We start from the raw sequence: 17,025 nt of genomic DNA, 5'->3' as shown, positions 1-17,025 counted from the left end.
CTTCAGTGCGGTTCGCTGCCGCATTCGAGCGGCATCGGCAGGCTGCCTCGCGGCGCGAAGGACGGATCGGCGGGCGCCGGACGCGACGACAGGTAGGCAGCCACCGCCTTGACGTCGACCTCGGTCAGCAGGCCCGCAACGATCTGCATGCAATCGGGGGCGAATGCGGTCCGCGTGCCGTAGCGCCAGCCGCCGAGTTGTCCGCTGATATAGGCCGCGCGCAGGCCAAGCAGGCCGGGAATGCCGGGCTCCATGCCGCCCAACGCGGGACCATGACAGGCCGAGCACGGCGGAATGCCGTGCTGGGGGTCGCCGTTCTTCACGATCTGCTCGCCGCGCGCCAGGACCTCCTTGCTGTCGACCGGCGGGACCGGCGGCGGAAATGCCGGCCGCAGCGAAGCGAAATACTCGGCGATCTTCTTCAGGTAATCGTCAGTCTGAAACTCCAGCAGGTAGTTCATCGGCGGATATCTCCGCCGTCCATCCCTGAACGCGATCAGCTGGTTGTAGAGGTAGCCGGCCGGCTTGCCGGCAAGACGCGGAAAATACGCATCGCTGGTGCCCTCGCCTTCGGCGCCGTGACAGGGCGCGCAGGCGAGAACGCGCGCGGCCATGGTATCGGGCGCACGCTCGGTCGTCTGCGATTGGGCGGCATCGATCGGTAGCGCAAAGAGCGCTAGCAACGCGGTCAGCGGTAAAAAACGATCCATCACCGTTTTGGCCCCCAGCGCGACGGTGAGACTATAGCCACATCGCGAAACTGGAGGCAACGAAGCGCAAGAATTCGACGCGTCGTCTTTGATTCAGATCAAAGTTTATTTGCGGTAGACCTGCGCCGGATCGAACAGCCGTTCGGCGTCGACGAAGGACAGGCTGATGTCACCGCCCTCGCCCTTCACCGCGCGATAGAAGCAGGAGCGCCGTCCGGTGTGGCAGGCGGCGCCGATCTGCTCGACCTTGATCCACACCGCGTCCTGATCGCAATCCATCCGGATCTCGACCACGCGCTGGGTCTGGCCCGAGCTCTCGCCCTTGCGCCACAGCGCATTGCGCGAGCGGCTGAAGTACCAGCCTTCGCCGGTCGCGATCGTCTTGCGCAGGGCTTCGTCGTTCATGTGCGCGACCATCAGCACGTCGCCGGTCGCGGCATCGGTCGCGACGCAGGTCACAAGACCTGCCGCGTCGAATTTGGGCCGGAAGTCCAGCCCCTCTTCGCGGTCGTGATCGTGGGTCGATGCGGACACGGAAAACCTCGCTCAGGAAAATGCGAGGTTACCGGTTCGGTCCTCGCACCAGGGACAGGAAACGCTGCTGCTCCGCCGGATTGTCGCGGAACATGCCGGTGAAGCGGCTGGTGAAGGTCGATGCACCATGCTTGGCGACGCCGCGCACCGACATGCAGGTATGCTCCGCCTCGATCAGCACGGCAACGCCGCGGGGCTTCAGCACCTCGTCGATCGCGGCCGCGACCTGCGCGGTGAGATGCTCCTGGGTCTGCAGGCGGCGGGCGAAGATGTCGGTCAGCCGCGCCAGCTTGGAGAGGCCCACGACGCGCTCCACCGGCGTGTAGGCGATATGCGCCTTGCCGTAGAACGGCATCATGTGATGCTCGCACTGCGAGGTGAATTCGATGTCGCGGACGAGGACGAAATCGTCGTAGCCGGCGGTCTCGCCGAAGGTGCGGTTCAGCACTTCGGCCGGGCACTGATGGTAGCCCTGATAGAGCTCGTCATAGGCTTCGACGACGCGGCGCGGCGTGTCGAGCAGGCCCTCGCGGTGGGTGTTCTCGCCGATATAGGCGAGCAGCGTCTTCACGGCGTCCTCGGCCTCCGCCCGCGACGGGCGCGGCTGGTCGGCACGAACGGCCGCCGCCATGAATTCTGAGGGGTCGAGCTCGCCTGGCTTCGCGTCGGCCGGCTTGTTGGGGCGAATCGGTTTGATCAAGGCGTCCATGTCTTCTCCGTTCGACCGGCCCTGGCACTGCCCTCGGGCCGGATGTGTCACCGGGCAGACGGGGCGGATCATCGGACCGCCGGGCGCCTGAGTCCCCTTTTGTAGCACCACAACGGCGAATGTGGTCCGCGGTGGCCGCATGGCCGGGCTATGTTTCCGGCGCTGCGGTCCATATATAGGACGGTGAATCCCAGCCGCCAAGAGCGCCCGGCACGGCCGGAACCAGGCATCTGTCCCCATGCTGAACGACATTTACAACAAGCGGATCATCGAGTTGGCCGGCAATATTCCGCGCCTCGGACGGCTGTCCGACCCGGACGCCAGCGCCACCGCGCACTCCAAATTGTGCGGTTCGACCGTCAAGATCGACCTCAAGATGGACGGCCCCGTGGTGACTGACTTCGCCCACGATGTGAAGGCCTGCGCGCTCGGCCAGGCCTCATCCTCGATCATGGCGAGCCATGTGGTGGGCTCGACCGCGGAGGAGCTGCGCGACTTGCGCGAGACGGTCCGCAGGATGCTGAAGGAAAATGGCCAGCCCCCGGAGGGCGGCAAATGGGCCGACATCGCGTTGCTCGAGCCGGTGCGCGACTACAAGGCCCGCCATGCCTCGACGCTCTTGACCTTCGACGCCGTGGTCGATGCGATCGGTCAGATCGAGGCCAAGGCAAAGCAGCCGGCGTAAGCCCTACTGCCGGCGCAAGCCCTCTCCTACTGAGCCGGCTGGACCGGCGGCGGCGCGGCGCTGGCACCGACCGGAACGGCGGCCTCGGCGGTCTTGGTCGCCCTCGCGGCCTGCGGCTGCACCTCACCCTCCATGGCGGTGCTCACGAAGCGATCGTTGTTCTTCGGCTTCGCCTCGGCCATGGGAATCGCGTTGTCCTGCCGCGGCAGCACGTCGGCGGCGGCATCCGTGGTGACGAGATTGGTCAGCCGTAATTCAGCCGCCGACAATTCGTGCAGGTCTTCCCACGGCGGCACGCTGAGTGCGAGCGACAGCAACTCACCCGCGCCGCCCATATCGAAGGTGTACTTGGCGAGCCGGCCGATGTCGCGTTCGACGATCATCAGGTCCTGCGCGGTGTAGCTCGCGGCCTTGGCATCGTCGGCGCGGTCGCCCATCCAGATCTGATGCACGCGGACGTGGGCGGCGGGCGGAACATAGCGCGTCTTGCCCGACAGCAGCAGGAATACGCACATCGACTCGCAATAGGCGTCAGGCAGCACGCTCGCGCGGTCGCCCTGCGCGGCCCGGCCGACGACGCTGGTGCCGACCGTGGTCAGCGCACCGAGACCGCGGAAGCGGCGGCCGAGCGCGATCGCGTCGTTGACCGAGCCACCGCTGGAGTCGAGCACGATGGTGGCGCCGTTGAGCTGGCGGCTGCGCGCGAACTCGTCGAACTCCTTGGGGCTATCGGCCGTGATGATGCCGACCGCCGACACCCAGCCGCGGCAATTCGGCTGACAGGCGATCCAGCTGAACTTCATCGGCAGCTTGCGCTCTTCGAGGGTCGAGCTGGCCTGCGCGGAACTGCCCGTCGTCGTGACGGTTCCGGAAATCGCGAAGCAAAAGGCAACGGCGCCGGTGAGCACCCAACTGCGCAACGAGAGCGATCTGACGAGCCTCAATTTGGTTCCTTCCCCAAAGCCCTTGGTGATGCGAGCGGTGGCAATGGCCCCATGGCAAAGCGCCATGATTCTGTCATCGGCGCGTTATGGGAACGGTAGCCTTGCTGACCTGGACCGTCCATAGGACCCTTGCTGCACCGCGACCAGCGCCGTGCGATAATAGCGAACTGTGGCGTAAATATCTGCAACAGAACAGTTCCTTGGCTTGGAACCCCCGCAAGACTACGTACATACTTGCGTATGCCATCGACCGATCATTCAACACCACACCATCCGCGATGCATGGAGTGTGCCACCACCGCACGCCGCTTGCCGCGGAACTTCGGCCGCGCGCTGATCTGGATCTATCGGCACACGCTGTCGCCGCTGGTTGGCTACAACTGCCGCCATCTGCCGACCTGCTCGGTCTATAGCGATGAGGCGATCGAGCGCTTCGGGTTGTGGGCCGGCGGGTGGATGACGCTGGCGCGACTGCTGCGCTGCCAGCCCTGGGGCACCTCCGGGATCGACAACGTACCGCCGGTCAAGCCGCCTGGCGCCCATTGGTATGTGCCCTGGCTCTACGGCCGCTGGCGCGGCGTCAACGACAACTGATCGATTTCTGCAGCGCTCCCAAGCCCGGCGCGCATCGCTGCCGGGCGGAACTGTGGCGATAGTTGGCGCATTGTTTCAGTGCCCCCTGCTGCTCCTTGGGGAGGAAACAACAATGCGCTGGAAAATCAGCCACAACGGTCACGATCCCCGGCAGATCGATTTGCTGGCCGTCCTTGCCTTGCTCGTCGTGATCGTTGCCGCCTACGGCTACTTCACTCACAACTCGACCAAGCCGAGCACGACGGCGTTCATCGTACCGAGCCAGAGCGTGAAGTGGTGACGCGCAAGCTCACTCGGCCGCGGCTGTGCACGTGGCCTGCCGCGGCCGCGTGATGACCACCACTGCGAGCGCAGCCGCAACGAAGGCCGTGGCCACGTAGCCCGCGCTAAGCAGCCATTCGCGCGCGAACAGCAATCCGCCGATCGCCGAGCCGATGGCCTGGCCGATATACAGCACCGAGGTGTTGAGCGAGACCGACGCCGATGCAAGCGCAGGCGCCGCGCCGACCAGCCGCACCTGCTGCATCGAATTGGTCGACGCAAAGCCGAGCCCCCACACCGCCACCGAAGCCGCCATCAATGCATAGGCGCCGGCGCTCAGCGCCCAGCCGGCCACACCTGCGAGCAGCAGTCCGGTGGACAGCACCGACGTCTTCCATGCACCCCAGGAATCCACGATGCGTGTCGCGATCGCAATGCCGACGAACCCGAAGATGCCGTAGAGCGCAAACACGATGCCGACCGCGTCCGCATTCGCGCCGGTCAACTTGGCGAGCAGCGGCCCCATGAAGGTGAACACTACGAACTGGCCGGACATCTGCAACGTCGTGATCGACAGCAGCAGGATGACGGTCGGATTGCGGCCGAGATCGGCCCAGGTCCTAAGGTCGACCGGCGCGCCGTGCAATCCACCGGGTAGCCGCCACCACAGCAGCAGGCAACTCACGAGCCCGGTCAGCGCGATCGCACCGTAGGTCGCGCGAAAGCCGTAACGGCTTGCGATGAAGGTGATCAGCGGCAGCCCGATCGCAGCGGCGAGCGACCAGCCGAGGAAGATATAGGCGATCGTGCTGCCGCGCTTTTCCACCGGCACGATCAGCGCCGCGGTGCCGGCCGCCTGCGGCGTGTAGAGCACGCCGACCGCGAGCATGACCAGGCGGATGACCAGGAGACTGTCGTAGTCCGGCGCGAAGGCGGATGCCGCGTTGGTCAGCGTCAGCACCAGAAGCGTCACCGTCAGCAAGGCTCGCCGTTCGAACCGGCTGGTCAGCCACGCCGTCACCGGCGAGCCCACGCACAGCACGATCGCGCCGAAGGTGATCAGAAGGCCCGCGGTGTGGATCGTGACGCCGAGCCCGCTCGACAGTTCCGCCAGCATGCCGGCGGGCGCCAGCACCGAGCAGCCGGTGACGATGTTGCCGAGCATCAATGCGGTGGGAGCGAAGCGTTTCACGCCGCGTTGATAGCAGACCCCGATTTCAATGCAACTGCATCTAAATGCATGGCACGTGATCAATTTGCGCCACTTGCGCTCACGGCGACGGCGATGCCGGCGGCGCCGCGTTGACGCTCGGTGACGCCGCCGCCGGCCACGGGCTTGCAGGCTTCGGACCAGCGGTCGCAGCGGGACACGACGCCAGAAGCTGCGTCCATCCCTGCCGCAGCCCGGTCGTGTCGATATCGAAGGTCGCGACGCCGGGCCTCGTGGCATCAGGCTTGCCGTCGGACGACAGCGCGCTTTCGCCGATCTGCAACTGCGGGACCGCCGTCATCGCCTTGACGATGTCCGCGGTCACCGGATCGCTCCAGACCTCGTATTTGCCGAACCGCGCCGGCAACCTGCCGAATGCGATCGCCTTGGTGAGACCGGCCATCATCACCACCGTGCTCCTGCCGGCGGCGCCCTCGTCGAACTCGCGCACGAACATCAGGCGCCCGCGATCCTTGTTCTCGCAGAACAGCCGCCACTCCATCATGCGGAACGAGCTGCCGTCACCCTTTTTCTGCTGCACGATCTTGCGGACATAGGGCCGCGTTTCCTTCTCCACCGCCCACAGCGTGTCCGGCAACGGCCGCGTGTCGATTCCGAATCGATAGAGCTCCGGACGCGTCAGCACGTGCAGGTTCTCGAACTTCACGGTCCGGATCAGGTCGCTGAGCTCACGGCTGATTCCCATCGCCGCGAGGAACACGTTGCGGTCGCGATCGGCGCTCACCATCTCGCGCCGCCTGAAGTCCGCGACGACCTGCGGCGGCGGATGGCCGTGGACCACGAACATCAGTCTCGAGTTATGCACCGCGAGCACCGAGTCCGGCGCCACCTCACGGTCGGTCGCGCCCAGGAACAGATAGGCGCAGGCCGAGACGCACATCGCGTTGCGTGTGGCGAGTTCAGCCTCGACCTCCCCTTTCGCAGCCTTGATCTTCAGGCAGGCGGCGTCGATCTGTGTGCCTGTGGAACAGGCCGGCACGCTGGTACGGCCGACCCGCGCGGTCGCCTTGCGTGCGCGCAGAAAGCGCGCGATCGCATAGGACTGCTCGACATTGCCGCCCGGCGAATGAAGATAGATCGGAAGCTGCGGGTCCTTGACGGCAAGCAGGAAGCTACGAACCCGCGCCGCCGCATCCCGATCGATCTCGCCTTCGATCGCGATCCAGCGATCGCAACCTGCGCCGCAGGCATTCGCCGGTCCCTTGGCGAGATAGATGGTCAGCTTTTTCGCGAATCCGGCCTTCTCAACCGGTGCTTCTTCCGCCCGCAACACGCCCGGGATCAGAACCAACGCCACGAAGAACAGGAGACGGGAAAACATGAACCTTGCGGAGCGCGCGATGTCGGGGAGATAGGCATTTGACGTTAGACGATGATCGGCAGCGTCGCAACGATCACAGCCGTCAGGCGCCGGCGAGCTTCCCTCGATTCGGTGCGGCCGGAGGCCCAATTTCTTGATATTGCCGGATTGCAGGCGTCAAATCCCCTGCTATACCGCTGCTTTCCGCTTACCTGCGCTCGTTCGCAGGAGTGAGCTACAGGAGACATCATGGCCGACACGCCGCCCAAATCCGAATCCGGATTCCAGTACAGCCTCTCGAACCTCAAACCCGCAGAACCCGTGAACAAGATCGCCCTCACCTTCCCTGATGGAGCGAGGCGCGACTTCCCGAAAGGGACCACCGGCCTCGACATCGCCAAGGGCATTTCGCCCTCGCTCGCCAAGCGCACCGTCGCGATGGCGCTCGACGGCACGCTTGCCGACCTCAACGATCCGATCGAAGCCGACGCCAAAATCGAATTGATCGGCCGCGAAGACCCGCGCGCGCTGGAACTGATCCGGCACGATGCCGCGCACGTGCTCGCCGAAGCCGTGCAATCGCTGTGGCCCGGCACCCAGGTCACGATCGGCCCGGTGATCGAGAACGGCTTCTACTACGACTTCTTCCGCAACGAGCCGTTCACCCCGGAAGATTTTGCCGCGATCGAGAAGCGGATGCGCGAGATCATCGCGCGCGACAAGCCCTTTACGAAAGAGGTTTGGGATCGCGAAAAGACAAAACAGGTGTTCCGCGACAAGGGCGAGGCCTTCAAGGTCGAGCTGGTCGACGCCATCCCCGGCAACGAGCCGATCAAGATCTATTTCCAGGGCGACTGGTTCGATCTGTGCCGCGGCCCGCACATGACCTCGACCGGCAAGGTCGGCAACGCCTTCAGGCTGATGAAGGTGGCCGGCGCCTATTGGCGTGGCGATTCCAACAATCCGATGCTGACCCGCATCTACGGCACGGCATTCGCCAAGCAGGAAGACCTCGACGCTTACCTCAAGCAGATCGAGGAGGCCGAGAAGCGCGACCACCGCAAGCTCGGCCGCGAGCTCGACCTGTTCCACTTCCAGGAGGAAGGCCCCGGCGTGGTGTTCTGGCACCCGAAGGGCTGGACCATCTTCCAGCAGCTGATCGCCTATATGCGGCGCCGGCTGCTCGGCGACTACAACGAGGTCAATGCGCCGCAGATCCTCGACAAGGTGCTGTGGGAGACCTCGGGTCACTGGGACTGGTACCGCGAGAACATGTTCGCGGCGCAATCCGCCGGCGACGTGGCCGAGGACAAGCGCTGGTTCGCGCTGAAGCCGATGAACTGCCCGGGCCACGTGCAGATCTTCAAGCACGGGCTGAAGAGCTACCGCGACCTGCCGTTGCGGCTCGCCGAGTTCGGCGTCGTGCATCGCTACGAGCCGTCGGGCGCGATGCACGGCCTGATGCGGGTGCGCGGCTTCACCCAGGACGACGCCCACGTGTTCTGTACCGAACAGCAGCTCGCCGAGGAGTGTCTCAAGATCAACGACCTGATCCTGTCGACCTATGCCGATTTCGGCTTCGACGGCGAGCTCACCGTGAAACTCTCGACGCGGCCGGAGAAGCGGGTCGGCACCGACGAGATGTGGGATCACGCCGAGCGCGTGATGGCGACGGTGCTGTCCGAGATCAAGGCCAAGGGCAGCAACCGGATCCGCACCGAGATCAATCCGGGCGAAGGCGCGTTCTACGGGCCGAAGTTCGAGTACGTGCTGCGCGACGCCATCGGCCGCGACTGGCAGTGCGGCACCACCCAGGTCGACTTCAACCTGCCGGAACGCTTCGGCGCGTTCTACATCGATCACGACGGCTCGAAGAAGGCGCCGGTCATGGTGCATCGCGCGATCTGCGGTTCGATGGAGCGCTTCATCGGCATCCTGATCGAGCACTATGCCGGCAACTTCCCGCTCTGGCTCGCGCCGACCCAGCTCGTGGTCACGACCATCACCTCCGAAGGCGACGAATATGCCAAGGTGGTGGCGGCGGCGGCGCGCCGCGCGGGCTTGCGCGTCGAGATCGATCTGCGCAACGAGAAGATCAACTACAAGGTCCGCGAGCATTCGCTGGCCAAGATCCCGGCCCTGCTCGTCGTCGGCAAGAAGGAAGCCGAGACGCATTCGGTCTCGGTCCGCCGCCTCGGCAGCGAGCGTCAGACCGTGATGCCGACCGATGAGGCGATCGCCGCGCTGGTCGATGAGGCGACGCCGCCGGACGTGAAGCAGGCGCGATCCGTCGCCTGATCTTCACAATCGGTCTAAACTGGCTTTCGCAGGCTTGGTCGTGCCCCCATCTTGGGGGCACGACTCCACTTGAAGGACATTTCCGTGCCCGATGCCATTGAACTCCTGAAGACACGCCGCTCGATGAAACCGCGCGAGATGACCGGCCCGGGCCCGTCCGCGGCCGAGCTCGAGACCATCCTGACTATCGGTGCGCGCGTGCCCGACCACGGCAAGCTGGCGCCCTGGCGCTTCATCGTGTTCGAGGGCGATGCCCGCTCGCGCGCCGGTGACGTGATCGCAAAGGTCTTTGCCCGCAAGAACCCCGGCGCGCCGGCCGCCGATATCGAGGTCGAGAAGAAGCGCCTGACCGACGCACCGCTGGTGATCGGCGTGGTCTCCTTCACCAAGCCGCACCCGAAGGTGCCGCCGTGGGAGCAGGAATTGTCGGCCGGCGCGAGCGCGATGAACATCGTCACCGCGGCGACCGCGCTCGGCTACGGCGCCTGCTGGCTGACCGGATGGTTCGCCTTCGACCGCGACGTGCTCGACGGTCTCGGCCTCAAGCCGGACGAGAAGCTCGCCGGCCTCATTCATATCGGAACGCCGACCAGGCCGAGCGAGGATCGCCCGCGCCCGGCGCTGACGGATATCGTGACGCGGTTCTGAACGGGATGCGCGATCTTACGCCGCCTTCGAGGCGCGCTCTGCAAACTTGCTCAGCAAGGCCGCGATCTCACTCCCCGGCTTCGCGGCACTGAACAGGAACCCCTGCACCTCGTTGCAGCCTTCGGCGCGCAGCCAGTCGAGCTGGTCTGTGGTCTCGACCCCTTCCGCGGTCGTGGTGATCTTGAGGCTGCGGCCGAGGCCGGAGATCGCGCGCACAATCGCAAGGCAGTCGGAGCGCCGCGCCAGATCCTTCACGAATGAGCGGTCGATCTTGATCTTGTCGAACGGGAAGCTGCGCAGATAGCTCAGGCTGGAATAGCCGGTGCCGAAATCGTCCATCGAGATGCTGACGCCGAGTTCGCGCAGCTGATGCAGGATAGCAAGGTTGGCTTCGGTCTCGGCGAGGAACACCGACTCGGTGATCTCGAGCTCGAGCCGGCGCGCCGGCAGGCCCGAATGCGCCAGCGCCGAGATCACGGCCTGCACCAGATTGCGGCTGCGGAACTGCACCGGCGACAGATTGACCGCGACCTTGACGTCGGCCGGCCACTTCATCGCCTCGGCGCAGGCTTCACGCAGCACCCATTCGCCGAGCGCGACGATCAGGCCGATGTCTTCCGCCACCGGGATGAACTCCGCGGGCGACACCATGCCCTTCTGCGGGTGCCGCCAGCGCAGCAGCGACTCGAAACCCGAGATGCGGTCGGCCGCGATATCGACCAGCGGCTGGTAGTGCAGCTCGAACTCGCCGTTCGTGAAGGCCGCGCGCAGATCGCGCTCCATGTCGCGGCGCTTTTGCGCCTGCTGATCCATCTCCGGTTCGAAGAAATGATGCACGCCGCCGCCCTCGGACTTGGCGCGGTACAGCGCCATGTCGGCATTGCGCATCAGTTCTTCCGACGTGGTGCCGTCGCCTGGCGACAATGCGATGCCGACGCTGGCACCGACCACGACTTCGAGCCCGTCGATCGTGTAGGGCGCGCTCAGGGCATCGATCAGCCGCTCGGCGAACGCGCTCGCCTCGTTCGGCGAGACATCGGCGGCAAGCACGATCGCGAACTCGTCGCCGCCGAGCCGGGCCGCCACATTGTCATCGCGGACCACCTCGCGCAGCCGCTCCGCCACCAGCTTGAGCAGCCGGTCGCCCATCGGATGCCCGAAGGAGTCGTTGACGTTCTTGAACAGGTCGAGGTCGACGCACATCACCGCGACGCGCTTGTTGCCGCTTCGGCTGCGCTCCAGCGCCTCGCGCAGGCGCTCCTGATAGAAGTCCCGGTTCGGCAGGTTGGTGAGACCGTCATGGTGCGCCATGTGCGCGATCCGCGCCTCGGCGGCACGCCGTTCGGTGATGTCGACCACCGCGACCAGGTAACCGTCGCGGCCCTCGAACGTCACCCTGCGCCCGAAGGTCAGCACATGGATCTCGGTGCCGTCGGCCCTGATGTGGCGCCAATCGCGGCTCGATTGATAGACGTCGCCGATGTCGCGCAACGCGGCGCTGTGCACGCCCCACTCGTCCTCCGGCCAGATCTCGCGCAGCGTCATGCCCAGGAATTGATCGCGGCTATACCCGTAGTGCTGAACGGCCGCGTCGTTGACGCTGAGGAATTCCATCGTGACGGCGTCGAACACCCACATCGGCATCGGGTTGTTCTCGAACAGCAGGCGGAACGACACCTCGCGCTGCTTCAGCGCGGTGACGTCGGAGACGGTCAGCGACAGCATGTCGCCGAACGCCGTGACGCCGAGCCGCAGGCAGCGATCGCCGCTGTCGATCTCGAACTGGCCGCCGGGACCGCTTCCGATGAACCCACGCAGGCGGTTCATCACCGGTGGCGCCGCGAGCGGATTGCCGCCGGCGCTGAGCCGGCGCCACAGCAATTCGGTCGCGGGCTGCATCAGGAGTTTGGCCGCGCCCTGGTTGAGATGAACGATCTGGAAATCGGCCGCCTCGCCCCGCGCATCGCGGATCGCGGCGAGCGACAGCACGCCCTCATCGGCGGCCGAGAAAATCGTATCGAGCAGATTGTACTGCGCGTTGCGCTCGTTGACGTAGACGCCGACCAGGATGCCGCCCCAGCGCGACCGCGTCGGCAGCGCCAGCACGTCGAAGGTCCGCACCAGACCATCGCGCACGCAATGCGCCGACGCCAGATAAGGCCGGCAGTTCTCGCGCGCGTTCGCGGCGGCTTCGGTCAACGCAGTCGCGCAGTCCGGCGGCAGCGCGCTGAGCGGAATGTCCCAGCGCTCGTCATTCAGCCAGGTCTGCACATAGCGGCCGGTATGCGAAGCGCACAGCACGCCATCGACGTCGCGCAACAGCACGATATGATCCGCGAGCCGGCCGAGGCTGCCGAGCATCACATCTTCATAGTGCGGCAGCCTTTCACCGGGACGAACCGCCGCCTGCCACTTGCGCTGCAGAACCGGAACGTCGGCGAACATCTCGGAAGTGAACTTGGCCGATGTCTTTGCTGATTTCTTGTTGGCCATGACCATGGCACGCCCCGTTGACGCAAACGCCAGGCATGATCCGGAAAAATGCGAAGCGGTTTTCCGAAAGGATCATGCCCAAGCAAAAATCCCCGTGGCATCCAAGTCATGCCGCGGCTTAACGTCATGTAAAAATGGCAATGCCGCGCGGCGCCGCCAGCGATTATGACAGCACAAATTCGCGCGATGGTTAGTTCGCGTTAGAGACTATGACAGTTGCATGAAATGCAATTCGGTCGGGCGTCAGCGCGCCACGACCTCGACTTCGCCATCGACGCCGTTGACGACGTTGAACGGACGCTCGAACACCTTGCCCTCGTTCTTGGCGATCGCACGATACTCGCCTTCGGAGAGCACGACGCGCGGGAACGCGCCGATCGATTCCTTGATCACGTCGCCGCCCGGCGTGATCACCGACCACGCGGTGTTGGCGAGCGCCTCGCCGCCCTTCTCGCTGACCAGCTTGAGGGTGATGACGGCCGCGCGATGGGTGACGGTGACGTCGGTCAGCTTGCCCGCCGCGACGCGAATGTCGGAGCGCACCACCGAATTGGCGTCGCCATAGTTGGAGACGATGTAGTAGGTCCCCTCCGGCAGCAGCGCGACGTCGCCGGCGGACACGTTGGGCACCAGAGGTCCGCGGTCCGAGCCGTCGAACTGGCTGCCCTTGTAGATCGCGAACGAAATCTGGTTGGCCGGGATCTTGCTCGAGCCGACCCGGCCCTCGATCCGCAGGCCCCCGGCCGGCAGCACGAACGACTCGCGGTCGGTCTCCGACTTCAGGCTGACGGCGCGCACTGCGCTGACGAGGCCGAGCGCGACATGGACGACATAGTTGCCGGGCGGCAGCACCACGTTGGGCGTCGCCCCGCGCTCCTCGCGGATCAGCTTGTAGGTGCCGTTGTCATCCGGCTTGTCGGCGAACACCCGCCACACCAGCCCGGCATTGATGACCGGCAGGTCCTTGCCGTACCGCGCCGTCAGCGACAGCACCGCCTGCCCCGCGGTCGGCGAACCGGCCGGCGGCGTGACCGGAGGCACGGTCGCAATCGAGGGCTGGACGATGGTCGGCTGGGTCAGCGGGCCGGGCAGAACGGGCCCTGAACCGGATCCGGACGGTGGCGCCAGATTGAGCGCCGGGCCGGACGGCACGTCCGGCACCGAGGCCGGCGGGATCGGCGGCGGCCGGTCGCTGAAGAACTGCGCCGAGACGGAACCGGGGATCAGGGCCAGCAAAAATGCCGCAAGCGTCAATAGCGGAAGGAGCCGCACGCCCCGCCCGCATCCGCCGATGCCGTTGCCCCTCGTAGTCATGTCAATGCTTTTCAACGAAAACGCGGCAAATTCAAGCCTTCGTCGAAGCTTCGTCACAGTCCTGGCGGGGCTGTCCCCCCATTTGGAACCGCTCGATCAAGCTGATGTTAGCCCTATCGTCGCGGTCCAGTCACATTCCCTCCCTACCGCGGTCCACACCCGGGCATGAATCGTGCCTGTAGGGAATAACCATGAAGACGGACGACGCTGGCGCAGTTGTGTCGCGCAGCCTAGTCTCGCGCTGGCAGGAGATTGTCGTGTTGGATAGCTGGATGGGCCGCGGCCACAAGAGCTCCGACGGCCCCGACAAGGTCGGACTGGGAACGGTTCGCCGGCCCGTGATCGGGCTTGCGCTCGGCGGCGGTGCCGCGCGCGGCTTTGCCCATATCGGCATCATCAAGACCCTGCTTGCCCATGGCATTGTCCCCAACGTCGTCGTCGGCACCTCGATCGGCTCGGTGGTCGGCGGCGCCTATGCGGCCGGCCATATCGACACGCTGGAGCAATGGGCCCGCAGCCTGCAGCCGCGCAGCGTGCTCGGCTACCTCGACATCCGCCTCAACGGCTCGGGCCTGATCGGCGGCACCAAGCTCGCCGCCGAGATCGAGGCGGCGCTGGGGCAGTCCAACATCGAGGACCTCGCGGTCAAGTTCGCCAGCGTCGCGACCGAAGTCCGCACCGGGCACGAGATCTGGATAACCCAAGGCCGCGTGGTCGACGCCATGCGCGCCTCCTACGCCCTACCCGGGATCTTCGCGCCGGTGCTGATCGGCGACCGCTGGCTGGTCGACGGCGCGCTGGTCAATCCGGTGCCGGTTTCGGCCGCCCGCGCCCTCGGCGCCGAGATCGTCATTGCGGCGAACCTGTCCAGCGACGTGTTCGCGCACTCGACCACGATCTATAATCACGGCGCCACGGCACCCGCACCCGAGGTGACGGTCGCGGTGACCGCCGACGCCGAGATCGAACCGGAACCGCCGAAGCGCCGTTTTGGCCGCTTCTTCTCCGCCGAACGCACCGTGAAGCGGGAGTTTTTCGGCAGCGCCAGCCGGCCCGGCATCTCGAGCGTCATGGTCGACGCCTTCAACATCATGCAGGACCGCATCACCCGTGCGCGCCTCGCCGGCGATCCGCCGGACATGCTGATCTCGCCGCGGGTCGGCCAGATCGGCTGGTTCGACTTCCACCGCGCCGACGACCTGATCGCACACGGCATCCGCGCGGCCGAGCGCGCCATCGGCGCGATCGAGGAGGCCATCGAAATCCTGGTGCCGCCGTCAAGCGGCGCCGGCACGACCGGCAAATAGCGCTCAGGCGGTCTTGATGTAGTCGCGCAGCGCTTCCTGCTCGCGCTCATATTCCTGCACGCGGCTCTTGACGATGTCGCCGATCGAGATCAGCCCGACCACCTTGCCGTCCTCGACGACAGGCAGATGGCGGAATTTGCCTGTTGTCATCATCTCCATGATGCCGCTGACCGTATCCGACTGCCGGCAGCTCACGACCTTCTTGGTCATGACCGCACTCACCGGCTCGTCCAGCACGCCCGCGCCGCGCTCTGAAAGCACGCGCACGATGTCGCGCTCCGACAGGATACCGTCCATCCGGCCCTGCTCCATCACCAGCACGGCGCCGATCTTGCGCTCGCCGAGCAGCTTGACCGCAGCCGAGAGCTTCGCGCCGGGCGCGACGCTCATGACCTGATGGCCCTTTGCATCGAGAATGGAACGTACCGTCATTGTCGTCTCCCTGAATCCGTTCGCGCCCCGCTTGAGCGGGCCGCGCCTGTTCGCCAGAGTCTTCAATCAACAGTTCCGCGCCGATTTCGGTTCCGGGGCGCGGTCGGTAGCTGGGCTCGATTGGGCGGCCCGCTTTGTTCTGTGTCGCAAAGATGATGGAGGAATTCGAACCGAGCCGCAAGCGGCGATCAGACGCGGCCGGACTGGTCCACCGGCGACGCATCTGCAGCATCGTCTCGCGCGCGCGGGATCGGATCGAACAGCGAGAACAGCAACAGCCCGGCGAGGAAGCCGCCGATATGCGCCTGCCAGGCGACACTCGCCTCCTCACCGCCGAGCGACAGCGAGGTGGCGCCGAACAGGATATTGACGCCGAACCAGATCGCCAGGAAGGCGAGCACCCGTCCGTTGCGCAGCGCCTTCCACAGCGACAGTGCGGGCACCTTGGCGGCCGCCTCGGCATCGCCGCGGCTGAACGACAGGAAGCTGCCCTTCACGAAGGCGAAGCGGATCGCCGCCGCCATCGTCCCCGACACCGAGGCCGATGCGCCGATCATGGGCGCAATCGCATGCTCATGGGTCAACAGATGCGCGAGCGCACCGGCGGCCGCCGTCACCGCCATGAAGACGAAGAAGCGCACGGCGCCGAAGCGCCGCGCCAGCGCGCTGCCGAACGGCAACAGCCACAGCACGTTGAAGCCGATATGGGTGAGGTTGGCGTGCAGCAGCGAATAGGTGACGAAGGTCCAGACCTTGGCGCCCTCGCCGCCCGGGAAGGTGATGTCGAGCAGCGTCGTATCGTAGCGCTTCGGGATGAAGCCGAAGACGTCGATGGTCCAGTTCTCGATCTCCGGCGGCAACAGCACCCGCAGATGGATCACCGCGATCAGGAGGATGTAGGCGGTGAGCGCCGGCGGCAAGGTCAGGATCGGCTCGCGCGGCGCCTCCGGCGGCGGCGCGAGCGGGGATTCGGGATGGGAGTCCAAGGGGTCGGCGACCTCGAAAGCGGCTGTGAATCAGAGATAGGCGGCTTTCACACCCCTGTGCAAGTGCACAATCCCGAAATCGGATACAGGGTGTCGCTCGGTGCCGGAATTGCGACAAAAGAAAGGGAGGGCGCTGAGAATTTCCACCTAGCGCAGCTTCTTCTTCAGAATCTCGGGCAGCCCCAACACGTCTATTCCAAATTTTTTCTGACGTTCACGCATCGGCCTCTAGTCAATTCTCGCAGAGGTTGCTATGGGGCGACTGTTTAACCAAAGGAAGCTATTATGAGATTTTTGTTTTGTGCCGTCTTTGCCCTTGCGATCGGTGCCATTGTCACGAGCCAGGCTGAAGCCAGGTCCTGCTCGGACTACAGGGGCATCTGTCTGGCCAAGGGGGCGACGGAAGCGCAATGTGCCGGTGCTTGGAAGCGATGCATGAAATCCGGCATCTACATCGGGCCGGTCAGCGGAACCAATCACGGTCAGGCTGAGAAGCGATAACTCAAGTGCTTCCTGAGCGGCGCCCGTCCTTATTGTCGGCATCGGGCACTGCTTCAACACCCCGCTCAGCGCCCCCTC

16 protein-coding genes are annotated in these 17,025 nt (G+C 65.4%); 6 read left to right on the top strand and 10 right to left on the bottom strand.

The features are described 5' to 3' along the window. Positions 1–2: 2 nt before the first annotated feature. The 3 genes from FBZ93_RS30745 to folE form a co-directional block, all read right to left on the bottom strand. Positions 3–710 (bottom strand): c-type cytochrome, encoded by a 708-nt coding sequence (locus tag FBZ93_RS30745; RefSeq protein ID WP_167529286.1) that lies wholly within the window; start codon positions 708–710, stop codon positions 3–5. Between the two features lie 105 nt (positions 711–815). Then, positions 816–1,244 carry a phosphoribosyl-AMP cyclohydrolase gene (gene hisI / locus FBZ93_RS30740; protein ID WP_146991180.1) on the bottom strand — a complete coding sequence of 143 codons (429 nt, stop codon included), beginning with the start codon at positions 1,242–1,244 and terminating at the stop codon, positions 816–818. 28 nt (positions 1,245–1,272) lie between these two features. Further along, entirely contained in the window at positions 1,273–1,953 is a 681-nt protein-coding gene (folE, locus tag FBZ93_RS30735; RefSeq protein ID WP_146991179.1) for a GTP cyclohydrolase I FolE, read from the bottom strand. A gap of 238 nt (positions 1,954–2,191) precedes the next feature. On the opposite strand from folE, the gene FBZ93_RS30730 reads away from it, so the two are divergent. Beyond that, complete coding sequence (locus FBZ93_RS30730) at positions 2,192–2,638, top strand: iron-sulfur cluster assembly scaffold protein (protein WP_146991178.1); 447 nt, start codon at positions 2,192–2,194, stop codon at positions 2,636–2,638. 26 nt (positions 2,639–2,664) lie between these two features. On the opposite strand, the gene FBZ93_RS30725 is transcribed toward FBZ93_RS30730, so the two are convergent. Beyond that, the gene (locus FBZ93_RS30725; RefSeq protein WP_167529285.1) at positions 2,665–3,582 is read right to left on the bottom strand and encodes a hypothetical protein; all 918 of its coding nucleotides are present in this window, start codon (positions 3,580–3,582) and stop codon (positions 2,665–2,667) included. A 282-nt stretch (positions 3,583–3,864) separates the two neighbouring features. On the opposite strand from FBZ93_RS30725, the gene yidD reads away from it, so the two are divergent. Together yidD and FBZ93_RS40825 are read left to right on the top strand one after the other, a co-directional pair. After that, on the top strand, positions 3,865–4,176 hold the full coding sequence (gene yidD / locus FBZ93_RS30720; protein WP_146991177.1) for a membrane protein insertion efficiency factor YidD: 312 nt from the start codon (positions 3,865–3,867) through the stop codon (positions 4,174–4,176). A gap of 112 nt (positions 4,177–4,288) precedes the next feature. Then, positions 4,289–4,456 carry a hypothetical protein gene (locus FBZ93_RS40825; RefSeq protein ID WP_167529284.1) on the top strand — a complete coding sequence of 56 codons (168 nt, stop codon included), beginning with the start codon at positions 4,289–4,291 and terminating at the stop codon, positions 4,454–4,456. A gap of 9 nt (positions 4,457–4,465) precedes the next feature. Here the strand turns inward: FBZ93_RS40825 and FBZ93_RS30715 are convergent, their stop codons facing one another. Together FBZ93_RS30715 and FBZ93_RS30710 are read right to left on the bottom strand one after the other, a co-directional pair. Further along, entirely contained in the window at positions 4,466–5,602 is a 1,137-nt protein-coding gene (locus tag FBZ93_RS30715; RefSeq protein WP_146991215.1) for an MFS transporter, read from the bottom strand. Between the two features lie 106 nt (positions 5,603–5,708). Next, positions 5,709–6,989: an ATP-dependent Clp protease proteolytic subunit gene (locus tag FBZ93_RS30710; protein WP_146991176.1), complete on the bottom strand. Its 1,281-nt coding sequence runs from the start codon at positions 6,987–6,989 to the stop codon at positions 5,709–5,711. A 228-nt stretch (positions 6,990–7,217) separates the two neighbouring features. Between FBZ93_RS30710 and thrS the strand changes: the two genes are divergently transcribed. Next, on the top strand, positions 7,218–9,266 hold the full coding sequence (gene thrS, locus FBZ93_RS30705; protein ID WP_146991175.1) for a threonine--tRNA ligase: 2,049 nt from the start codon (positions 7,218–7,220) through the stop codon (positions 9,264–9,266). An 84-nt stretch (positions 9,267–9,350) separates the two neighbouring features. Next, positions 9,351–9,914 carry a nitroreductase family protein gene (locus FBZ93_RS30700; RefSeq protein WP_167529283.1) on the top strand — a complete coding sequence of 188 codons (564 nt, stop codon included), beginning with the start codon at positions 9,351–9,353 and terminating at the stop codon, positions 9,912–9,914. A 15-nt stretch (positions 9,915–9,929) separates the two neighbouring features. Here the strand turns inward: FBZ93_RS30700 and FBZ93_RS30695 are convergent, their stop codons facing one another. Further along, positions 9,930–12,413 carry a putative bifunctional diguanylate cyclase/phosphodiesterase gene (locus tag FBZ93_RS30695; RefSeq protein WP_146991173.1) on the bottom strand — a complete coding sequence of 828 codons (2,484 nt, stop codon included), beginning with the start codon at positions 12,411–12,413 and terminating at the stop codon, positions 9,930–9,932. Between the two features lie 237 nt (positions 12,414–12,650). Then, on the bottom strand, positions 12,651–13,721 hold the full coding sequence (locus FBZ93_RS30690) for a hypothetical protein (protein ID WP_146991172.1): 1,071 nt from the start codon (positions 13,719–13,721) through the stop codon (positions 12,651–12,653). Positions 13,722–13,978: 257 nt separating this feature from the next. Between FBZ93_RS30690 and FBZ93_RS30685 the strand changes: the two genes are divergently transcribed. Further along, the gene (locus FBZ93_RS30685) at positions 13,979–15,028 is read left to right on the top strand and encodes a patatin-like phospholipase family protein (protein ID WP_433995455.1); all 1,050 of its coding nucleotides are present in this window, start codon (positions 13,979–13,981) and stop codon (positions 15,026–15,028) included. A gap of 3 nt (positions 15,029–15,031) precedes the next feature. Here the strand turns inward: FBZ93_RS30685 and FBZ93_RS30680 are convergent, their stop codons facing one another. Continuing rightward, positions 15,032–15,460 carry a CBS domain-containing protein gene (locus FBZ93_RS30680; RefSeq protein ID WP_146991171.1) on the bottom strand — a complete coding sequence of 143 codons (429 nt, stop codon included), beginning with the start codon at positions 15,458–15,460 and terminating at the stop codon, positions 15,032–15,034. A 188-nt stretch (positions 15,461–15,648) separates the two neighbouring features. Further along, positions 15,649–16,446 (bottom strand): rhomboid family intramembrane serine protease, encoded by a 798-nt coding sequence (locus FBZ93_RS30675; RefSeq protein ID WP_146991170.1) that lies wholly within the window; start codon positions 16,444–16,446, stop codon positions 15,649–15,651. Positions 16,447–17,025 lie beyond the last annotated feature (579 nt).

It is taken from the genome of Bradyrhizobium macuxiense, assembly GCF_007993935.1.
Taxonomy (GTDB): Bacteria; Pseudomonadota; Alphaproteobacteria; order Rhizobiales; family Xanthobacteraceae; genus Bradyrhizobium; species Bradyrhizobium macuxiense_A.
Note: the sequence above shows the minus strand (reverse complement) of the source record. Positions and strands in the feature narration are given on the sequence as shown.

Bases quoted from the DNA above. Each gene is read 5' to 3' on its own strand.
- FBZ93_RS30745 (WP_167529286.1), bottom strand. From the start codon at position 710: ATGGATCGTTTTTTACCGCTGACCGCGTTGCTAGCGCTCTTTGCGCTA.
- folE (WP_146991179.1), bottom strand. From the start codon at position 1,953: ATGGACGCCTTGATCAAACCGATTCGCCCCAACAAGCCGGCCGACGCG.
- FBZ93_RS30730 (WP_146991178.1), top strand. From the start codon at position 2,192: ATGCTGAACGACATTTACAACAAGCGGATCATCGAGTTGGCCGGCAAT.
- yidD (WP_146991177.1), top strand. From the start codon at position 3,865: ATGGAGTGTGCCACCACCGCACGCCGCTTGCCGCGGAACTTCGGCCGC.
- FBZ93_RS40825 (WP_167529284.1), top strand. From the start codon at position 4,289: ATGCGCTGGAAAATCAGCCACAACGGTCACGATCCCCGGCAGATCGAT.
- FBZ93_RS30715 (WP_146991215.1), bottom strand. From the start codon at position 5,602: ATGCTCGGCAACATCGTCACCGGCTGCTCGGTGCTGGCGCCCGCCGGC.
- FBZ93_RS30710 (WP_146991176.1), bottom strand. From the start codon at position 6,989: ATGTTTTCCCGTCTCCTGTTCTTCGTGGCGTTGGTTCTGATCCCGGGC.
- thrS (WP_146991175.1), top strand. From the start codon at position 7,218: ATGGCCGACACGCCGCCCAAATCCGAATCCGGATTCCAGTACAGCCTC.
- FBZ93_RS30695 (WP_146991173.1), bottom strand. From the start codon at position 12,413: ATGGTCATGGCCAACAAGAAATCAGCAAAGACATCGGCCAAGTTCACT.
- FBZ93_RS30690 (WP_146991172.1), bottom strand. From the start codon at position 13,721: ATGACTACGAGGGGCAACGGCATCGGCGGATGCGGGCGGGGCGTGCGG.
- FBZ93_RS30680 (WP_146991171.1), bottom strand. From the start codon at position 15,460: ATGACGGTACGTTCCATTCTCGATGCAAAGGGCCATCAGGTCATGAGC.